At 26.3% G+C, this 16972-nt stretch carries 19 protein-coding genes; 6 read left to right on the top strand and 13 right to left on the bottom strand.

The window, feature by feature from the left end:
* Positions 1–156: 156 nt before the first annotated feature.
* The gene (locus tag A9758_RS04985; RefSeq protein WP_011406312.1) at positions 157–918 is read right to left on the bottom strand and encodes an SDR family NAD(P)-dependent oxidoreductase; all 762 of its coding nucleotides are present in this window, start codon (positions 916–918) and stop codon (positions 157–159) included.
* Between the two features lie 345 nt (positions 919–1263).
* Here A9758_RS04985 and A9758_RS04980 point away from each other — a divergent pair, with 345 nt between their 5' ends.
* A complete protein-coding gene (locus A9758_RS04980) occupies positions 1264–2346 on the top strand; it encodes an acyltransferase (protein ID WP_011406313.1) in 1083 nt (360 codons plus the stop codon).
* Positions 2347–2472: 126 nt separating this feature from the next.
* On the opposite strand, the gene A9758_RS04975 is transcribed toward A9758_RS04980, so the two are convergent.
* The 7 genes from A9758_RS04975 to A9758_RS07685 all read right to left on the bottom strand — a co-directional run bounded on the left by A9758_RS04975 (position 2473) and on the right by A9758_RS07685 (position 9231).
* Positions 2473–2688 (bottom strand): DUF2180 family protein, encoded by a 216-nt coding sequence (locus A9758_RS04975; RefSeq protein ID WP_011406314.1) that lies wholly within the window; start codon positions 2686–2688, stop codon positions 2473–2475.
* Positions 2689–2877: 189 nt separating this feature from the next.
* Positions 2878–3492, bottom strand: a complete 615-nt coding sequence (locus A9758_RS04970) for a TetR/AcrR family transcriptional regulator (RefSeq protein WP_069776338.1) — start codon at positions 3490–3492, stop codon at positions 2878–2880.
* A gap of 44 nt (positions 3493–3536) precedes the next feature.
* Positions 3537–4481, bottom strand: a complete 945-nt coding sequence (locus A9758_RS04965; RefSeq protein WP_011406316.1) for a 3-hydroxyacyl-CoA dehydrogenase — start codon at positions 4479–4481, stop codon at positions 3537–3539.
* 407 nt (positions 4482–4888) lie between these two features.
* Positions 4889–5839, bottom strand: coding sequence for a hypothetical protein (locus tag A9758_RS04960; protein ID WP_011406317.1), 951 nt, complete (start codon positions 5837–5839; stop codon positions 4889–4891).
* Between the two features lie 329 nt (positions 5840–6168).
* Positions 6169–8322, bottom strand: a complete 2154-nt coding sequence (locus A9758_RS04955) for an RNA degradosome polyphosphate kinase (RefSeq protein WP_011406318.1) — start codon at positions 8320–8322, stop codon at positions 6169–6171.
* Positions 8315–8992 (bottom strand): exopolyphosphatase, encoded by a 678-nt coding sequence (locus A9758_RS04950; protein ID WP_232048235.1) that lies wholly within the window; start codon positions 8990–8992, stop codon positions 8315–8317. The genes A9758_RS04955 and A9758_RS04950 overlap by 8 nt, the downstream gene beginning before the upstream one ends.
* A gap of 35 nt (positions 8993–9027) precedes the next feature.
* Positions 9028–9231 (bottom strand): hypothetical protein, encoded by a 204-nt coding sequence (locus tag A9758_RS07685; RefSeq protein ID WP_011406320.1) that lies wholly within the window; start codon positions 9229–9231, stop codon positions 9028–9030.
* Positions 9232–9623: 392 nt separating this feature from the next.
* On the opposite strand from A9758_RS07685, the gene A9758_RS04945 reads away from it, so the two are divergent.
* Positions 9624–11570: a cation:proton antiporter gene (locus tag A9758_RS04945; RefSeq protein WP_011406321.1), complete on the top strand. Its 1947-nt coding sequence runs from the start codon at positions 9624–9626 to the stop codon at positions 11568–11570.
* A gap of 98 nt (positions 11571–11668) precedes the next feature.
* Positions 11669–12007 carry a DUF4268 domain-containing protein gene (locus A9758_RS07740; RefSeq protein WP_083757034.1) on the top strand — a complete coding sequence of 113 codons (339 nt, stop codon included), beginning with the start codon at positions 11669–11671 and terminating at the stop codon, positions 12005–12007.
* A gap of 135 nt (positions 12008–12142) precedes the next feature.
* Here A9758_RS07740 and A9758_RS04940 read toward each other — a convergent pair whose 3' ends face one another.
* From A9758_RS04940 to A9758_RS04930, 3 genes are read right to left on the bottom strand one after another with little or no spacing between them, the layout of a single operon-like run.
* Positions 12143–12991 (bottom strand): zinc-ribbon domain-containing protein, encoded by an 849-nt coding sequence (locus A9758_RS04940; protein ID WP_011406322.1) that lies wholly within the window; start codon positions 12989–12991, stop codon positions 12143–12145.
* Between the two features lie 12 nt (positions 12992–13003).
* Positions 13004–13912 (bottom strand): zinc-ribbon domain-containing protein, encoded by a 909-nt coding sequence (locus tag A9758_RS04935; protein WP_011406323.1) that lies wholly within the window; start codon positions 13910–13912, stop codon positions 13004–13006.
* Positions 13913–13921: 9 nt separating this feature from the next.
* The gene (locus A9758_RS04930) at positions 13922–14476 is read right to left on the bottom strand and encodes a hypothetical protein (protein ID WP_011406324.1); all 555 of its coding nucleotides are present in this window, start codon (positions 14474–14476) and stop codon (positions 13922–13924) included.
* Positions 14477–14868: 392 nt separating this feature from the next.
* Here A9758_RS04930 and A9758_RS04925 point away from each other — a divergent pair, with 392 nt between their 5' ends.
* The 3 genes from A9758_RS04925 to A9758_RS04915 all read left to right on the top strand — a co-directional run bounded on the left by A9758_RS04925 (position 14869) and on the right by A9758_RS04915 (position 15813).
* A complete protein-coding gene (locus A9758_RS04925) occupies positions 14869–15201 on the top strand; it encodes a DUF2085 domain-containing protein (RefSeq protein ID WP_011406325.1) in 333 nt (110 codons plus the stop codon).
* 92 nt (positions 15202–15293) lie between these two features.
* Entirely contained in the window at positions 15294–15635 is a 342-nt protein-coding gene (locus tag A9758_RS04920; protein WP_011406326.1) for a hypothetical protein, read from the top strand.
* A complete protein-coding gene (locus A9758_RS04915) occupies positions 15616–15813 on the top strand; it encodes a hypothetical protein (protein WP_048059723.1) in 198 nt (65 codons plus the stop codon). The genes A9758_RS04920 and A9758_RS04915 overlap by 20 nt, the downstream gene beginning before the upstream one ends.
* Before the next feature lie 143 nt (positions 15814–15956).
* Here A9758_RS04915 and A9758_RS04910 read toward each other — a convergent pair whose 3' ends face one another.
* Together A9758_RS04910 and A9758_RS04905 are read right to left on the bottom strand one after the other, a co-directional pair.
* Positions 15957–16376 carry a type II toxin-antitoxin system VapC family toxin gene (locus A9758_RS04910; RefSeq protein ID WP_011406327.1) on the bottom strand — a complete coding sequence of 140 codons (420 nt, stop codon included), beginning with the start codon at positions 16374–16376 and terminating at the stop codon, positions 15957–15959.
* Positions 16373–16606 (bottom strand): hypothetical protein, encoded by a 234-nt coding sequence (locus tag A9758_RS04905; protein WP_048059852.1) that lies wholly within the window; start codon positions 16604–16606, stop codon positions 16373–16375. Before A9758_RS04905 ends, A9758_RS04910 begins: the two co-directional genes overlap by 4 nt.
* Positions 16607–16972 lie beyond the last annotated feature (366 nt).

The raw sequence follows: 16972 nt of genomic DNA, 5'->3' as shown, positions 1-16972 counted from the left end.
AACCCCGACAAATATTTAATAATTATAAACATATAACAACTAAATCATGTTGAAAAACACAAAAACTGAATGTTGTAAATTCACATTTTATGTTGCACATTCACATTTTCAAATAAAAAAAAGAAGGTGGGGATTTATAGATAATTTATCACATATTCATGGTCTTAGACCAGATCCACCTTGAAGTGTAATGGTTTCTCCGGAAATATAACTAGCAGCATCAGATGCTAAAAATAGACATGTTCCACCAATATCTTTTTCTGCATCACCAAATCTTTGTAATGGAATTCCTTGTATTGTTTTTTCAAAGAGTTCTGGATATTCTGCTTTCCATTGTTCTAATTGTTTTGTCATTACAAGAGGACAAACTACATTTATATTAATTCCATCTTTTCCCCATTCTGTAGCAGCAACTCTTGATAATCCTCTTATTCCTTCTTTTGCAGCAGCATATGATGATTGCCCATCTCTTCCAAATAATCCTGCTCCTGATGCAAAGTTAATTACTGAACCTTTTGTTTCTTTAAGGTAGGGATAAGTGAATTTCATGAAGTTGAATACAGCATATATTCCAGATTTAATTGCTAAATCAAAGTCTTCTTGTGTATGTTCAACAAGTTGAAGACCAGATTTTGATGCTTGTGCATTGTTTATTAATACATCAATTCTTCCAAATTTTTCAATTATTTTATCTACTGCTTCTTTTACTTGTTCTTCATATCCACCATCAGCTGTTATAGGTAATACTTCTACACCATATTTTTCAAGTTTTTCTTTAGCACTTATTAATGTAGATTCTGTTCTACCAGTAATTACTATGTTTGATTTTGCTTTTGCAAATGCTGTTGCAATTCCAAATCCAATACCTTTTCCTCCACCAGTTACTATTGTTACTTTTCCTTTCATATCATCAGTCATATGATAGCCTCCATTATTTCTGATATTTCTTGTGGTAAATATAATTAGTGAAATTTATATTTATCATGATTAATAAAATACTAATTTTATTATATAAATTTTATTTATATATTCTAATTGAAAATTTCTAAAATAATCACTTTAAAATAGAAATTAGATAAAATACTTGCTTTTTTTTAAGTGTTAATATTTATAACTATTTTTAAGGAAATATTAGTAGATATATTGTTTTATCATGATTTTATTGTATAAGTTATATTAAAATATATAATAATTTTAAATAGTACATATAACTAAAGTAGTATTGTTTTTTAGAAAAAAAATTTTTAAGAAGGATTATGATATATGGGGGATAATAAATCAAGAATTATATACATAGATCAATTACGTACAATAAGTATAATATGGCTTGTTTTAATAAATGTAGCCTTTATATTTAAGTGTCAAAACATGACAACACTTGAGGAATATGTTTTATTTTCATCATTTGCATTTGGTGTACCAATATTTCTTATGTTACTTGGAGAATTAATGTTGGATAGGGATTATTCTAATCTGGAATTTTTCTTTAAAAATTCATTCTTTAGAATTCTAGTACCATTTTTATTGTGGAATTCAATAATGGCAGTACTAGCAACATCATTAAATTATAGTAATTTTGGACTGAATATTGGAACACTAATAACATTTGCAAGTAATTTCATGACACAACATTGGTATGCATGGATGTTGTTGGGAATATATTTATCATTACCTATATTAAGTGAATTTATAAGAAAATGGCAGTTAAAAGGAGCAGAATATTATTTGATACTTGCAATAATAGCTTCAATAATATATCAATGTCTTGCTTATGTTAATTCACCTAGTTACTTTAATTTAACCTTCTTTATAGGACCATTAATCTATTTATTTTCAGGTTATTACTTGGAAAATAAGAAGATAAATTTAGATGATAATAAACTTGTTATCATGGGACTTATATTAACTGTTATTTCAACAGCAATTATAATCTATGATATGATAGTTATAAATCATATGACTTTCACATTATTACTGCATCATTATAATTTCTATACACATTCCTATCTTGATGTTAGTGTAATAGTACTAGTCCAAGCTACAGGTATATTTCTAGTATTTAAATATATCAATAAGGATGTAAGTGGAATACTTCTTAAAATAAAAAATATATTACATAATAAATGGATTTTGGATTTTACAACATCTATAAGTAGATCCTGTTATGGAATTTACCTAACACATCAGAGTATATTGATGTTATTAACTTTAATATTTAGTTTAGATCAAACAAATGAAATGTATGGAATACCCATAATTAGTATTGTAACATTAATATCCAGCTGGCTTTTAATGTTATTACTTAAAAAAGTAGGAATTCCAACAAAATATATTGGTTATGATTAAAATAAGTAGATTTTTTTCTCTATTTTTATTTTTTAGAGATTAATTATGTGTTTTATTTTCAAAAAAAAAATTTAAATTATGTCTTTATTAAAAGACGTATTTATATAAAACAATTCAGTGATTACTTTATTTTTCTGCTGCTTTTATAGCATTGTAACATCTTTGACATAATATTCTAGGTAAAGTTTCATCTAGTTTTTCAGCAGGGAATGGGTATCCTCCTGTCCATACTTCAAGTTCTTCATGTACAATATGATCTTCACATAAACCCATACCACAAACTATACAAATAGCTATTGCTTCTGTATCCTTACCTTCTTTAGCACAAACATAACATTTCATTTTCATTGCCTCCTTTGATTTCTTTTTTATTTAATCTAGTATTTATATTAATACTTAATGATTAACACCTTTTTAATAAAGAAGTAATAAATATTCATATTTTGTAATGTTTTTTTAAAAAAATAGTGATTTTTTTTATTTATTTTTAGAAATATACCATAAATATATATTTTACTTAGTATATAATTATTAATGATTCTTGTTTTCTTTGATGTAGTTCCATATATGTTTTAAATTCATATTAATTATCTCTTTTGAATTAAAATTCTTCTGAAAAATCCATAAAAAGAAAATTCCATTAATATTGGATTTAATAAACAATACCAATTCATTAGTATCTAAATTAGATTGAATTTCACCTTTATTTATTCCATTTTCTATTATATTTCTAATAGATTGGGTGTATTTAAAATTAAAATCATTATATTTCTGATTTATTTCTTTATATTTTTGCATTCCTTCAAAAGAAATTACAAGAATTTTCTTAAAATCATTTTCATTATTAAAAACATATTTTGGTTGATATTCATTATCTAGTCCTAGTATTCCCTTGTAAAAAACAGTTAATCTAGTAAAAGTATCTCCATTACAATTATTTGCTTCATCTAAACAATCATAATAAACCTTTAGAACATATTTATTTAATACATTTTCAATAATTTCATCCTTATTTTTAAAATGATAATACAATGTTCCCGGACTAATGTTTGATGCTCTACTTATATCTTCTGATGAAACATTGTAAAGTCCTTTTTTAAGAAATAATTTATAAGTATTTTCTAGTATTTTGTTATATGTATTCAAATTTAACAAATCCTTAAATAAAAAAAGATAGATGAATATGTGTTTTATTCATCTGTATAATCATAGAATCCTTTTCCTGCATTCACACCTAATTCTCCAGCATCAATTTTCTTTTTTAATGCTGCAGATACTTTTCCTTGAATAGTATTTATATCAGATGATCTAGGATCCATAAGTCCAATATTGTATGCTGTTGTAAGTCCAACAATATCTAGTATTTGGAATGGGCCAAGAGGAGCACCTGTTGCAAGTCTCCATGTTAAATCAATTGTTTCAACATCTGCAACATCGTCAGCCCATAGTCCTTGAGCAGCACTTAAAAATGGAACAAGTAATGAATTTAAAATATATGCTGGCTGTTCTTTTTTTAATTTAAGTGGAACCATACCAATAGCTTGTGCAAATTCAACAACTTGATTATAATACTCAGAACTTGTATTTGCATGACCCATTATTTCTGCAGTATTATTTCTATATATATCATTTGCAAAATGTAGTGCTAAGTATTTTTCAGGACGACCTGTATAATCTGCAAAAGTACTTGGAAGTAGTGTTGAAGAGTTAGTTACAATCACTGTTTTTTCTGGAAGATATTTTGCAAGTTCTGTGTAAAATGCTATTTTCTGTTTAGGATCTTCTGCAATTGCTTCAATAACTAAATCAGCATCTTTTGCAGCTTCTTCATAACTGGTTGTTAATGTAAGATTATCATAACCTTTTATTAGATTATCTTTTAATTCATCTATTTTGTCATCTGTTAAGTCTTTTTTGTCACTTAATCCTCTGCAATATGCTTGTGGATTTGTTTTCATAGCTTCAAGAGTTTGAAGGTATATGTTTTTAAATCTTTCAAGTTTAGGTTTTGCTCTGTCAATTGAACCTTCACTTCTTAACCATATTGTTACATCAAATCCTTTAAATGCAGTTTGTAGTGCGATTTGACTACCAAGTACTCCACTACCTGCAACAACTACTTTTTTAAAATCCATAGTTTTTGTCTCCTTCTTGTTGTTATTTATATGTTATTTTTAATTTTATATTTAAACTTATCGAGTATTTACTCGAATAGTAATAATTAATAATTATAATTTAATTATATTCTATAACTCTTATAACATAAACTTCCCATATTTGAAAAATCATAACTACTATTTTCTAAAATATGATAAAAGAAGAATTTTCAAAAATAATACAGAAGAAAGAGTTAAAAAGTAGATAAAACTTGAAAAATAGAGGGTGTTATGATATTTTCATTTATAGATATTCCATATACAAGTATATAAAGAAATTAAAAATATTATCATGGCTGGTCTATACTAAAATTTAAAAGGAATGATATTGAAATTAAACAATATCATATCTTTTTTTCATAATATAGTTTTAGGTAATTCATATATTATTGTTCTATTGGAGGTAAGTGAAGATATGTAGCAATCATCATTAACATATCTAATATTTTTGTGAATATGTTCTTTTTTCTTGTTTTATCATTTTCTATGATGTCTATGTTATTTTCTTCATTAGTGTTATCAGTTTCAAATAGTTTTTGACTACTTTTAATGAAATTGTTATTTATTTTTTTAAGTTCATTGTTTTTACTTGGTTGTAATGTATTTTTATTGTATTTTTGTGTGTTATCTGTGCTTATGGTGTTAGTGTTATATGTTGTTGTTTTAATGGTTTTTTTATTCTCTTCTAAATTAGATGATGAGTCTTTTAGAAATTCAGTGTCGTTTGTGTTTTCCATATCTTCTATTTCATTTTTTTCTATTTCATCACAGTTTATGTTCTCTATGTTATCTTCATCTTCTGGGTATGGTATGTAGTCTGTTTTATCTTCATTTTCATAGTCTATTCCATCATCTTCATCTTGTGCATTGTTGTTTTCTTCTATTTCATCATCTATTGTGTAGTATGGTTTGTTATCTATGTTATCTTCATCTTCTGGGTATGGTATGTAGTCTGTTTTATCTTCATTTTCATAGTCTATTCCATCATCTTCATCTTGTGCATTGTTGTTTTCTTCTATTTCATCATCTATTGTGTAGTATGGTTTGTTATCTTCATCTTCTAGGTATGGTGTGTAGTCTGTTTTATCTTCATTTTCATAGTCTATTCCATCATCTTCATCTTGTGCATTGTTGTTTTCTTCTATTTCATCATCTATTGTGTAGTATGGTTTGTTGTCAGCGTTTATGTTTGTTTTTGTTGTTTCTGGATTGTTGTTCTTTTCTATATTTTGTTTTTCTTGTGTAATTTCTGTGTTTGTATCAGTTGCACTTATAGTTGTTAGTCCTATTAATAATATTATCAATGTTATAATAAATATTAATTTTTTATCTTTCATGTTACCACTTTTATTTTAAAAATTCTAATTCAAATTAAGTTTATAAAAAACAATAATAATTTGAATTATTTCTTTTTTTGTAGTGCGTAGTTAATAAATCTATGGTTATTTATTAAAATATTATTGACTAGTTTTATACAACGCTTTATTATTTTATTTAACACATGTTCTTGTATGGTTTTTATACTAATTATTAGTATTTTTTAATTCATTTACAAGCAATAATACATGTTATTCAATAATTAGTTTAATTTACTTTTTTAAAATTAGAATTAGGACTTTGTAGAAATGATTTTTACAAAGACAAAAAAAGGAAGGGAATGAGTTCTCTAAAATAATTGTTGAATATAATCAATAATTCTTCTGAAAATAGATTTATTTTCCTCATAAGTATTATATTCTTTGATTTCTTTTATTGCACGTTTTTGGAAGAAATCCTGTGAACTAAATTGTTTTTGCTCTTTAATATATTCATAATCACCTTTTTTATTGATTCTACGACCTTTAATATCATCTTTTAGCATGGCTTCTATATCTTCAAGAATTCTTTTTCTAATATCAAAATCTTCAATAGGACATGCAACTTCAACTCTTTTTGCCGTATTTCTGGTCATAATATCAGCACTGGAAATATAAATTTTTCTATCAGAACCCTTACCAAAAATATAAATTCTTGAATGTTCAAGATATCTGCCAACAATACTTCTAACTTCAATATTGTCTGTTTTACCTGGAAGTCCTGGTATTATACAACAAATACCTCTTATTATCATGGTTATTTTAACACCCTTCTGGGAAGCTTCAACTAACTTGTTAATAATCTTTCTATCAGTTAAGGAATTCATCTTCATTATAATTCCATTTTCCATATTATTTTCTGACTTCTTTATTTCCTCATCAATATATTTAATTATATTATTTCTAAGACTAGTTGGAGCAACAAGTAACTTATCATATGTTCCATTAAGATTAGATAATGCCATATTTTTAAAGAAACGTATAGCATCTTCTCCTATTGTTTGATTTGATGTAAGATATGCATAATCAGTATATAACTTTGCAGTTTTCTCATTATAATTTCCAGTACCAATCTGAGTATAATGAGTTATTTTATTTTTAGATTTTCTTGTTACAACACAAATCTTTGAATGAACCTTGTAATTTTCAAAACCATAAATTATTTGACATCCTGCTTCTTCAAGAAGTTCAGCATTATATATGTTGTTTTTCTCATCAAAACGTGCACGTAATTCAATAAGAACAGTTACATCCTTTTCATTTTCAATAGCTTCAAGTAAATATTTAATTACATGGGATGATCTTGCAACACGATATAATGTAATTTTAATGGATGTTACATCATCATCATTTGCAGCTTCTTTTAAAAATCCAAGAAATGTGTTCATGGATTCATATGGATAGAAAAGTAGGACATCTTTTTTATCTAATTGTTTAAATACTGATTTTTTAGTATTAAGATTTGGTGATTTTTGAGACTTAAATTCTGGAAATGTTAATTCTTCCTTAATTTGTTGTGGCAGAGAATCAATTAAATCATAGGTATAATCCATATTAATAGGAGTATTTGTTACAAAGACTTGATTTTTATGTAAATCAAGTTTACGTCTTAAATTCTTGTTATATTTATGATTATAGTATTTATAAAACTCTAACCTTATAGGTGCAAGCCTATTTCTTTTTTTAAGAATATTTTTCATATAGTGTCTATAATCTTCATCCTCATCTATTGGAGAGTTTTGTAAGTTCACATCAGCATTTCTTGTTACTGCTGTAATTGTAGAATATTTAACAGTATAATTTGAAAATATTTTCTCTGCAAATGCATAGATTAATTCTTCCATAAGAATATATTCATGTGTACCTGGAAACATCACATATGCAGGTAACTGTTTTGGTATAGGTATTAATCCCATACAACGAGTATTTTCATTCTCAAGTATGGAATAAATATACAACTTCTTATTAATCATATGTGGAAATGGATGTCTTAGATCTATAATTTGTGGAGAAAGTAGTGGTGAGACATTTTCATAGAAATATTGTGTTATGTATTTTCTTTTTAAACTATCTAGTTCATCAAAACTATGTCTAATAATACGATATTCACGTAACTTAGCCAATATCTTAGAATATATTTCATCTTTTTCTTTATAAAGAGGTGCTGTTTTTTCATATATTAAATTCAATTGTTCCTTTGCAGTAAGTCCTGTTTTATTATCTCTAAGTTTTTTATCAACAAGACTTATATCATATAAACTTCCACATCTAATCATGTAAAATTCATCAAGATTACTTGTGAATATTGATATGAATTTTACTTTTTCAAGAAGAGGAACTGTTTCATCAGCAGCTTCTCTAAGTACTCTTTGATTAAATTTAAGCCATGATAACTCCCTATTTTGTGTATATTTATATTTAGAAGGAGTTTCTTTTTTTCTTATTATATTATTGGTTTCATTCATTGTCATTTTTATCATTCTCTATAATGGAATATACTACTCCTTCTCGTACAGTTTTATGACTTACATGGATTTGTTTTATATTAAAATATTCTGCAATTGTTGCTATTATGACAAGACCTGGTACAAGTGTATGTATACGTTCTGCTTTTACTTGAAGAATTTTAGTAAAATATTCTTTATTATTTTTATTTAATTCACTTTGTAATTTTTTAAGCATTGCTGGTGTTATAATAGATGTTTTGTCTTCTTTTATACATATATGTTCCAATACCTTTTTAATAGCACGTATTGTACCACCAACAGCATATAAGTGGGTGACTGTATGTTTATTTACTTCTGATTTTTTAATTTTCTCTAATACATCATTTCTTATAGCTTCACATTCACTAGTTGATGGTAACATAACAGATACATATTTGTAGTAACTATTTAGTGAGCCAATATCTATACTTGTTAATTCTTGTGGTGTTCTATTGTTAAAGTAAACAATTTCAGAACTTCCTCCACCAACATCACAGAGAATACCCTCATCAGATGTCATTTTTCCACTATTTTTAACAGCATTAAAACTCATCATAGCTTCAGTTTTACTCTCAAGTAAATATATATCAATATTAAGTTCTTCTTTTATAAGTTGAAGAATATCATCACTATTTTTGAGATTTCTTATACTAGCAGTTGCAAAGTAACAAACATTATCAACTTTTAATTGAATAAGATTCTTTTAAATGATTTTAATATGGATAATAATGTTTGAATTCCTTCATCATTTAATTTATTATTTTCTTTATATGAAATAAGACCAGCTGTTTTCTTTTTTGAAATTATTGTTTTAAGTTTTCCTTTTTTATACTGGTATAGTTGTAATCTTATTGTATTTGAACCTATATCTACTACTGAATATATCATTCTATTAAACCTTTTATATTACTTTTCATTACTTGAATATTTTTCATTTAGTTTATTTATAATTATTTATTCAGAGAATTATTTTTCATATAATGGGTATAATTGCTATAAAATGTAAACAATTTGTGAACAAGAAATTAAAGACTAAGTAGCAAAGTATGAATTTATTCTATATAATAATACACATTTTAGGAAAAATACTCCTCATGTAATCTATTTAATTTGATATTATGTATTTATTTTTAATACTCTAAAAATGATTAATATTCCATGAATATTTAGAATATTTCCATAAAATTTAAAAAAATAGAAATACATATATATAAATTGTATAAAAACAGAAAAATATTAATTTAGAATAAAAGATAATCTTTAAACTTGAGGAAGAAACAATGGACTTATTTATATTACAAAATATAACAGTAATACTTCTAACAGCTGTTATTATTTTATTAATATTCAATAAACTTAAACTCCCTTCAATGATTGGATTGTTTCTTACAGGTATAGTGCTGGGACAGTTTCTTCATTCAGCAGAAACAATAAATACAATCTCAGAACTAGGTGTAATATTTTTACTATTTATTATAGGATTAGAATTTTCAATGGAAAAATTCTCATCAATAAAACACTATGCAATAATAGGTGGTATATTACAAGTTCTACTAACAACATTAATAGTAACGATATTATCAGTACTAGTGGGATTTCCAATAAATCAAGGAATATTCATGGGATTTCTAGTATCATTCAGTAGTACAGCTATTGTAATGAAATTAATTCAAGAACGACAAATGAACAATAGTATACAGGGAAAAGTAGTTCTGGGTATACTGATATTTCAGGATATAGCAGTTATACTGGTTTTACTTCTAACACCACTACTGGGTGGAAGTAAAATAGATATAACAACACTACCACAAACACTAATAACTGTAGTAACATTAGTAGTGGTACTAGCAGTATGTTCTAAATGGATAATTCCAAAAGTATTACACATAGCATCATATACAAAAAATAGGGATTTATTCATACTATTAACACTAGTTATATGTCTTGGTACAACATATGCAACATCCCTTGCAGGAATATCTCCAGAACTTGGAGCATTTATTGCAGGACTTATGATTTCAAAAACAGAATTCAGTCACCAAACACTAGGATATGTAGAACCATTTCAGGACGTGTTTATGAGCCTGTTTTTAATATCAATAGGTTTAATGTTAGATGTAAACTACTTCATTAGTAACATAGTATTAATAATTGCCCTTGCAATAGTTGTATTAGTAGTTAAAATATTAGCAACAGGAACAACAATTGCAGTACTAAAATTACCAATGAGAATTATAGTAATAGTATCAGTATTACTATCACAAATAGGAGAATTTTCATTTATATTGGCAGCAGAAGGACTAAAATATAATCTAATAACAAATGATTTATTCACCTTATTTTTAGCAACAACAGTAATTACAATGTCATTAACACCATTTTTACAAAAACTAACACCAAAAATAATTGAAAAAATAGGAAATAGAGGTATGCGTCTTCCAGAAAATGATGAAGCACTACCAACACAAATAGATGAAAATGATGAAAACATATCAGACCATGTGATACTAGCAGGATTTGGTGTAAATGGAAGAAACATAGCAAAAGCATGTAAAAACCAAAACATACCATACATAGCAATAGATCTAAATCCTATAATTGTTAAAAGACAAAAAGCATTAGGAGAACATATTATTTATGGTGATGCTTCAAAAGAAAATATACTAGAAGAAGTTAATATTTCAAAGGCAAAAATGATAATTATAGCAACAACAGATTATAGGGGAAGTCTTAAAGCAACAGATACTGCACGTAGATTAAATCCGAATATACACATAGAAGTAAGAACTAAATACATAAAAAATGTTGATGAATTATATGAAGCAGGAGCAGATGAAGTAATACCTGAAGAATTTGAAACAGGACTTGTGATCTTCTCACGTATAATGGACTTCTATAACAAAGATCCTGATGAAATAACAGAGACAATAAATGAGCTTAGATCAGACCATTACAATGAATTAAGATTGATTTCAACTGATGATTTATCATTAGATCTTAATGAAGCAGACACAGACTTAATAGCAGATTCAATATACATAGATGAAAATAAATCACTGGATGATTATGACTTTAATAAATATGATCTAACAATAACATCTATAATACGAGGAAATGATACAATAACTGAATTTAGTGATAAATTCCAATTACTTGAAAATGATATAGTGTTATTTACAGGTAATGAATCAGATATTAACAGATTCATGAATGTATATAAATACTAAAAAATTTTCTTTTTTAACCTCCCCTTTAATAAAAAACCTACTTTTTATAGAAATATATGCAATATTAAATACTATAGAGAACTTAGCTTTTTTATAATATAAAATTATCTAATGTAAAAAAATCATTAGCTCATCTTAGTTTAAAAATAAACACTCAGAAGAAACACATCTTAACTCAAATATGGATTAAAAATAATAATGAATTATTTGAATACTTATTTACCAATAAAGAAACGATAGAAGAAGAGTTAGGCTTTGAATTATTTTGGAGGAATAAAGAAAACAATAAATCATCAACAATAGGTATTAGACGTAATATAGATTCAATAAAGAAAGATAACTGGGATGAATATATTAAATGGCACATAGATATGGGCGAAAAATTCAATAAGGTATTTGCTCCTATAATTAAAGAATTTGAAAATGAACACTGCTAATTGCAAGATACTTAACATGATTAGGTAGAAACCTGTTTATTAATTAATAAAACATGTTTACAAATAAATTAGATAATATCATATAAATAACATATTTTTTTTTAAAAAAGAGAAGAAGTAATGAAATACTATCGATTACATCATTTTTTTGATTTTGGTGACAATATTTGTGACAGGTTTTTTTAGAAACATGTTTGATAAAAATGCTACAACTACACCTAAGATTATCAGAGTAATTAGATGGGTTCCAACGTAGTATTCATATAACTCTACAGCAAATGAACCATATACAACTCCAAAGAGTGGACTTTCTAGAATACCTAAGAATAATCCGACAATGAATCCGGATATTGTTGCATTAATTTCATTATCAATAGGTGCTGCACAGAATCCTACAGATAGTATAATAGCTATTATATATGCATACCATGATAGTTCCAACCATACTCCTATTATAGATAATACTATTGACATTATTAAAGCTATAACAGCGGGTATTATTATGCTTACTAAATTAATTTTTTTTCCAATACTTGGATTTGATTCTTCTCTAGTTTTTATATTATCGTTTATATGGGTTGAGTATTCTCGAGAATATCCTGTACTATTTTGATTATTTACTTTTGTTCCGCATGTTGGACAAAAGAGAGTGTTTTCTGGGATTGGTGTTCCACATTTTTCACATTTTAGTTCTTCTTCCTCTTCATATTCTTCGTCGAGTCTATTGCCACATAATGGACAAAGTATATTGTCTGAATATATTCTGGCACCACAGTTTTTACAGGTCCGGGTAAGGGTTTGTTCTGATGAATTCTGTTCTTCTTCAGTTTTAAACTCTTGACTTTCATCAGATTCAGCCTTTTGGTTTTTATCAGATTTGAATTCTTGATCTTCACCTGTTTTAATAGTGGCTAGTTTTCCGCAATTTGGACAACTTTCCATACCTTCTGGAATAGTTATTCCACAATTATCACATTTAACCATAATGTTTCACCCCTATTCGAATAGTATTTTTTCTTTTATTTTATCAAATTCTTCTTGTGTAATAGAACCCATTTCTAGTAATTCCTGGTATTCCTTTATTTGCTGTGCTTTACTAGGTCCTGCGTCCTGGTTCTGGACAATGACTTGCTGTGGTCTGTCTCTTAATGATTCATATAATGCCACCAGGTCTTGACCGAATTCATAGCTTGGAAGTCTGATTTCATATGATGTGTTATCTACTAGTTTGATCATTAATCTGTCAAACATGTCTGCACTATCATTGTTTGCTATCATATCCTTGAATCTTGTTGCTTTAAGTGATTGGATTTTATTTTGAATGTTTCTTTTAATATCATGAGGGGATGTGAACATTCTTTTAGTGATATCTTCATATCTACTTTCATCACCGAGTCTTTTAGTTACCCTCATGGATACTATCTTGTCAAAGTAGAAGTTATTAATACCAGCATTTACTTTTTCCCAGTCACGGTTGTCTATTTCCATGAAAACAAATTTATTATCCTTAATTAGGAAGAAACCATCATATCTGTTAGTATAATCAGGTCTAAGGTATATATTAAATGTTTTATGTTTAGCACGTATATCTTCTAATGCATTGAAACGTTTCATACTGGTAAGGAAGTAGTCTTCATCTTTGATTCCGAAGTCCTCTGCAAGTTTATCATAACGTGCAAGAACTTCATTACGTTTAGCATTCCATTCTCTTTGTTTAGCAGAAATGGATGCACCATTTTCCAGTTTATAGCCACATTCACGACAGAAGTTTGTGTTTTTATCATTTTTTGCCCCGCATTTTGGACAAATATCTGATGGGGTCTCCGTTTTATCTACTTTTTCTCCACAATTGAAACAGAAATCTGACCCAACGACTTCCGCTCCACAGTTAGGACACTTTACCATAGTGAATCACTAGTTACCTTCAAAATCTTTCAATGTCTTTTTAATTCTGTTTTCCCAGGATTTTTCTTCCATATCTTTAACAGTAGAATCCAGGTTACTTGAAACATTAGAAATAGAACTATTCAATGCATTAATCTTATTATCCATAATATCTAATTCTAATTTCATGAATCCTTTTTCAATGTCCTTATATATTTGAGAATTATCCTCATTAATCATTTCAACATCTGACTGCTCATTAAGCATGTCCATTAATCTTAAAAATACATGCTCCTGATGTTGTTTTTCATACTCCTTTATATCTGCACCACTATAGATCTTGTCTAATAACATCTTTATAACATTAATAAAATCCTGTCTATCAGAGTGGTCGTTAACATTATTTGGAAGAATATCTGTTTTAAGTAAAAATACAGAATCAATTTCTTCATTATTTTTTAAAACTAATGAGTATCCCTTTTGTTGAATATAAACTAGAGTAATAAATTTATTATCATATATATCAAGTTCTACTTTACTAAATTCTTTTGGGATTGATAAATAATCCAAATTACGTACTAGCATTTTTATCATCTCTTTAACATAAACTTATAAAATCACTACTGTTATGATTAAAATAATGATTTTAATTTAATTCTTTTAGAATCAAAAACATTTTACTAAAAATCATACATTTGTAGCTTCTATTTTTATTTTTATTACACACAAGATATAAACATTACCCTAAAACAGTTAATATCCACCATATAATTATATACTAGTCAAAATTCAAATCCTCAAACAAAAAACAAGAAAGATAACCTTAACATAATTTCTTTACTAGTACATTCAAAAATAAAGGATTAAAATTTAGAAAATCATTAGTCTATCTATTATTATTTTTTATATTATAAACTTTCAATATTAAATAGAAGTGGTAAATATAAAATAAAACATATGACATATAATTTATATATATGAAAATAATCAACTTAATTTGCCATAGAAATCCTAATAGAAGTTTTTTCATAAAAGGACATCAATTTCCAGTATGTATTCGCTGTACTGGATGTTACTTAGCAATATCATTATATTTAATATACACATACTATTTTTACGTTGATTACACTATTTACTTGATAATAACAGCAATACTACTATTAATACCAATGGCTATAGATGGAACAACACAATTACTAACAAATAGAATAAGTAATAATACACTACGATTCATCACAGGATTTTTAGGTGGATTAGGTTTATGTATAATTTTTAAAGCAACTAAATATTATATATACTTAACTATATAATATAGGAGAAAATGAATAAATATGAGATTGAACACGAAAGATTGGGGTAAAGGTAAAAAAATAGCTCAACTCTAACAGTAATTTGTGTTTGTGTGTTTATCATTGCATTAATAGGTAGTGCATTATCACCAGATGCAAACACTAGTTCTAATACTGATACATTAAAACCATCACAATATATTAGCATGAATGATGTTGACATGGTTAATGGTAACGATAACCCAAACAACCAGGAAACAGAAGAAGGTACACGTACTGAAAATGTTATAACAACATTATCCGATAGAAATATATATGCAACATGTTATGATGGTAATCATGATGGTCCTTATGCATTTAATAAGGAACAAGTACAAATGTTAGCATATTATAGTAATAATACATTTAACTATTCAAAAATAGGTGTTATAACTCATGATGAATATGAAATATAAAGTTGTAGACCATGTATTTTTTGAAAATGGTACTGAAATGTCTGCTCCAACTGATGAAAATATGACTCATATATCTGGAATTATTGAAAAAGGTATTAAATACAGAGGTAATGGTCATATTAGTCAAACATTTGGTATGTCAGAACAAGAAGGTAATGACTACGTTGCCTCACATTAAACTTCCTCTCCATTCTTCTTTTTTTTAATTCATGTTTCTTTTTAATAAATATACTTAATTTAATTACTATATGTTTATACGTTAATTTATTTAAAGTTTGATTTTTTAATTTCTCACATCAATAAACATGTAGCTTTATTTGATTATTCCTGTATTAAAGTGATTTCTTTAATTCTTTTAAACTCTTCATCGAAACTTACAAGAGTATCAATATTAAATGCTTTCATAGTTAGTATTATACTAGAATCAGTGAAACTTAATTTAGTTTTATTTGAATTGACTCCAATATATGTTTCAAAGATTTTAAATGTTTCTGATGTATAATTTACTATTTCATATTCATTTAAGACATTGAACGTATCAATTAAGCTATAGTAGACTTCTCTAGCAGAATCAATATTTAAGTTTCTTCCAGTTAATGTTAATACTTCATTTAATACATTATTGTTGATATAACATTCTTCATTTAAGATGTATTCTAATTTAATTGCTTTTTTATAATTGGAATCTGAATCTAAAATTAGAGCCATGATGAATGAGGTATCTAAGAAGTATTTTTTCATTGATATAGTCTCCTTTTTAGTTCTACTGAATTGGTTTCTTCATCTAGATGAAATGCACCTACTAAGTTTTTAAAGTTTCTTTTTTTCCTGAAATTGATTTCAGGTTTTCCTTCTTCTGTAATGTCCCATTCTATAATATAGTCTTTATCAATATTGCATTGTTTTCTTATTTCTTTAGGAATGCTTGTTTGAAAATTTCCATATATTTTAGAAGTAGCTAAAACCATAATCAAAAACCTCCTATTACAATATATATTAATATGTTAATATAAATTTATCTGTTAAAATAAAATTATAATAATAATTAAAATATTATTATATGATAAATTATATGTAAAAATTTATGATGTTAATTTTAAACTGAAATATTTTTTAATTGATGTTTGTCTTTATTTTTAAATCATAACTAGATGGTTCAAAACTAATATTTCTTTATATAGGTATATGAAGACCATACATCGTAGTAATATTTTATAAATCAGACTTTTGTTGGACACTCAGATTTAGAGTATCCGACAAATGTCCTCTTTTTTTAGTAATATAGAGAATGTGCAACAATTCTGTTTTAGTATTTTTCAACAAGATTTTGTTGTTAT

This window comes from Methanosphaera sp. A6, assembly GCF_001729395.1.
In the GTDB taxonomy this organism is placed as follows: Archaea; Methanobacteriota; Methanobacteria; order Methanobacteriales; family Methanobacteriaceae; genus Methanosphaera; species Methanosphaera stadtmanae.
Note: the sequence above shows the minus strand (reverse complement) of the source record. Positions and strands in the feature narration are given on the sequence as shown.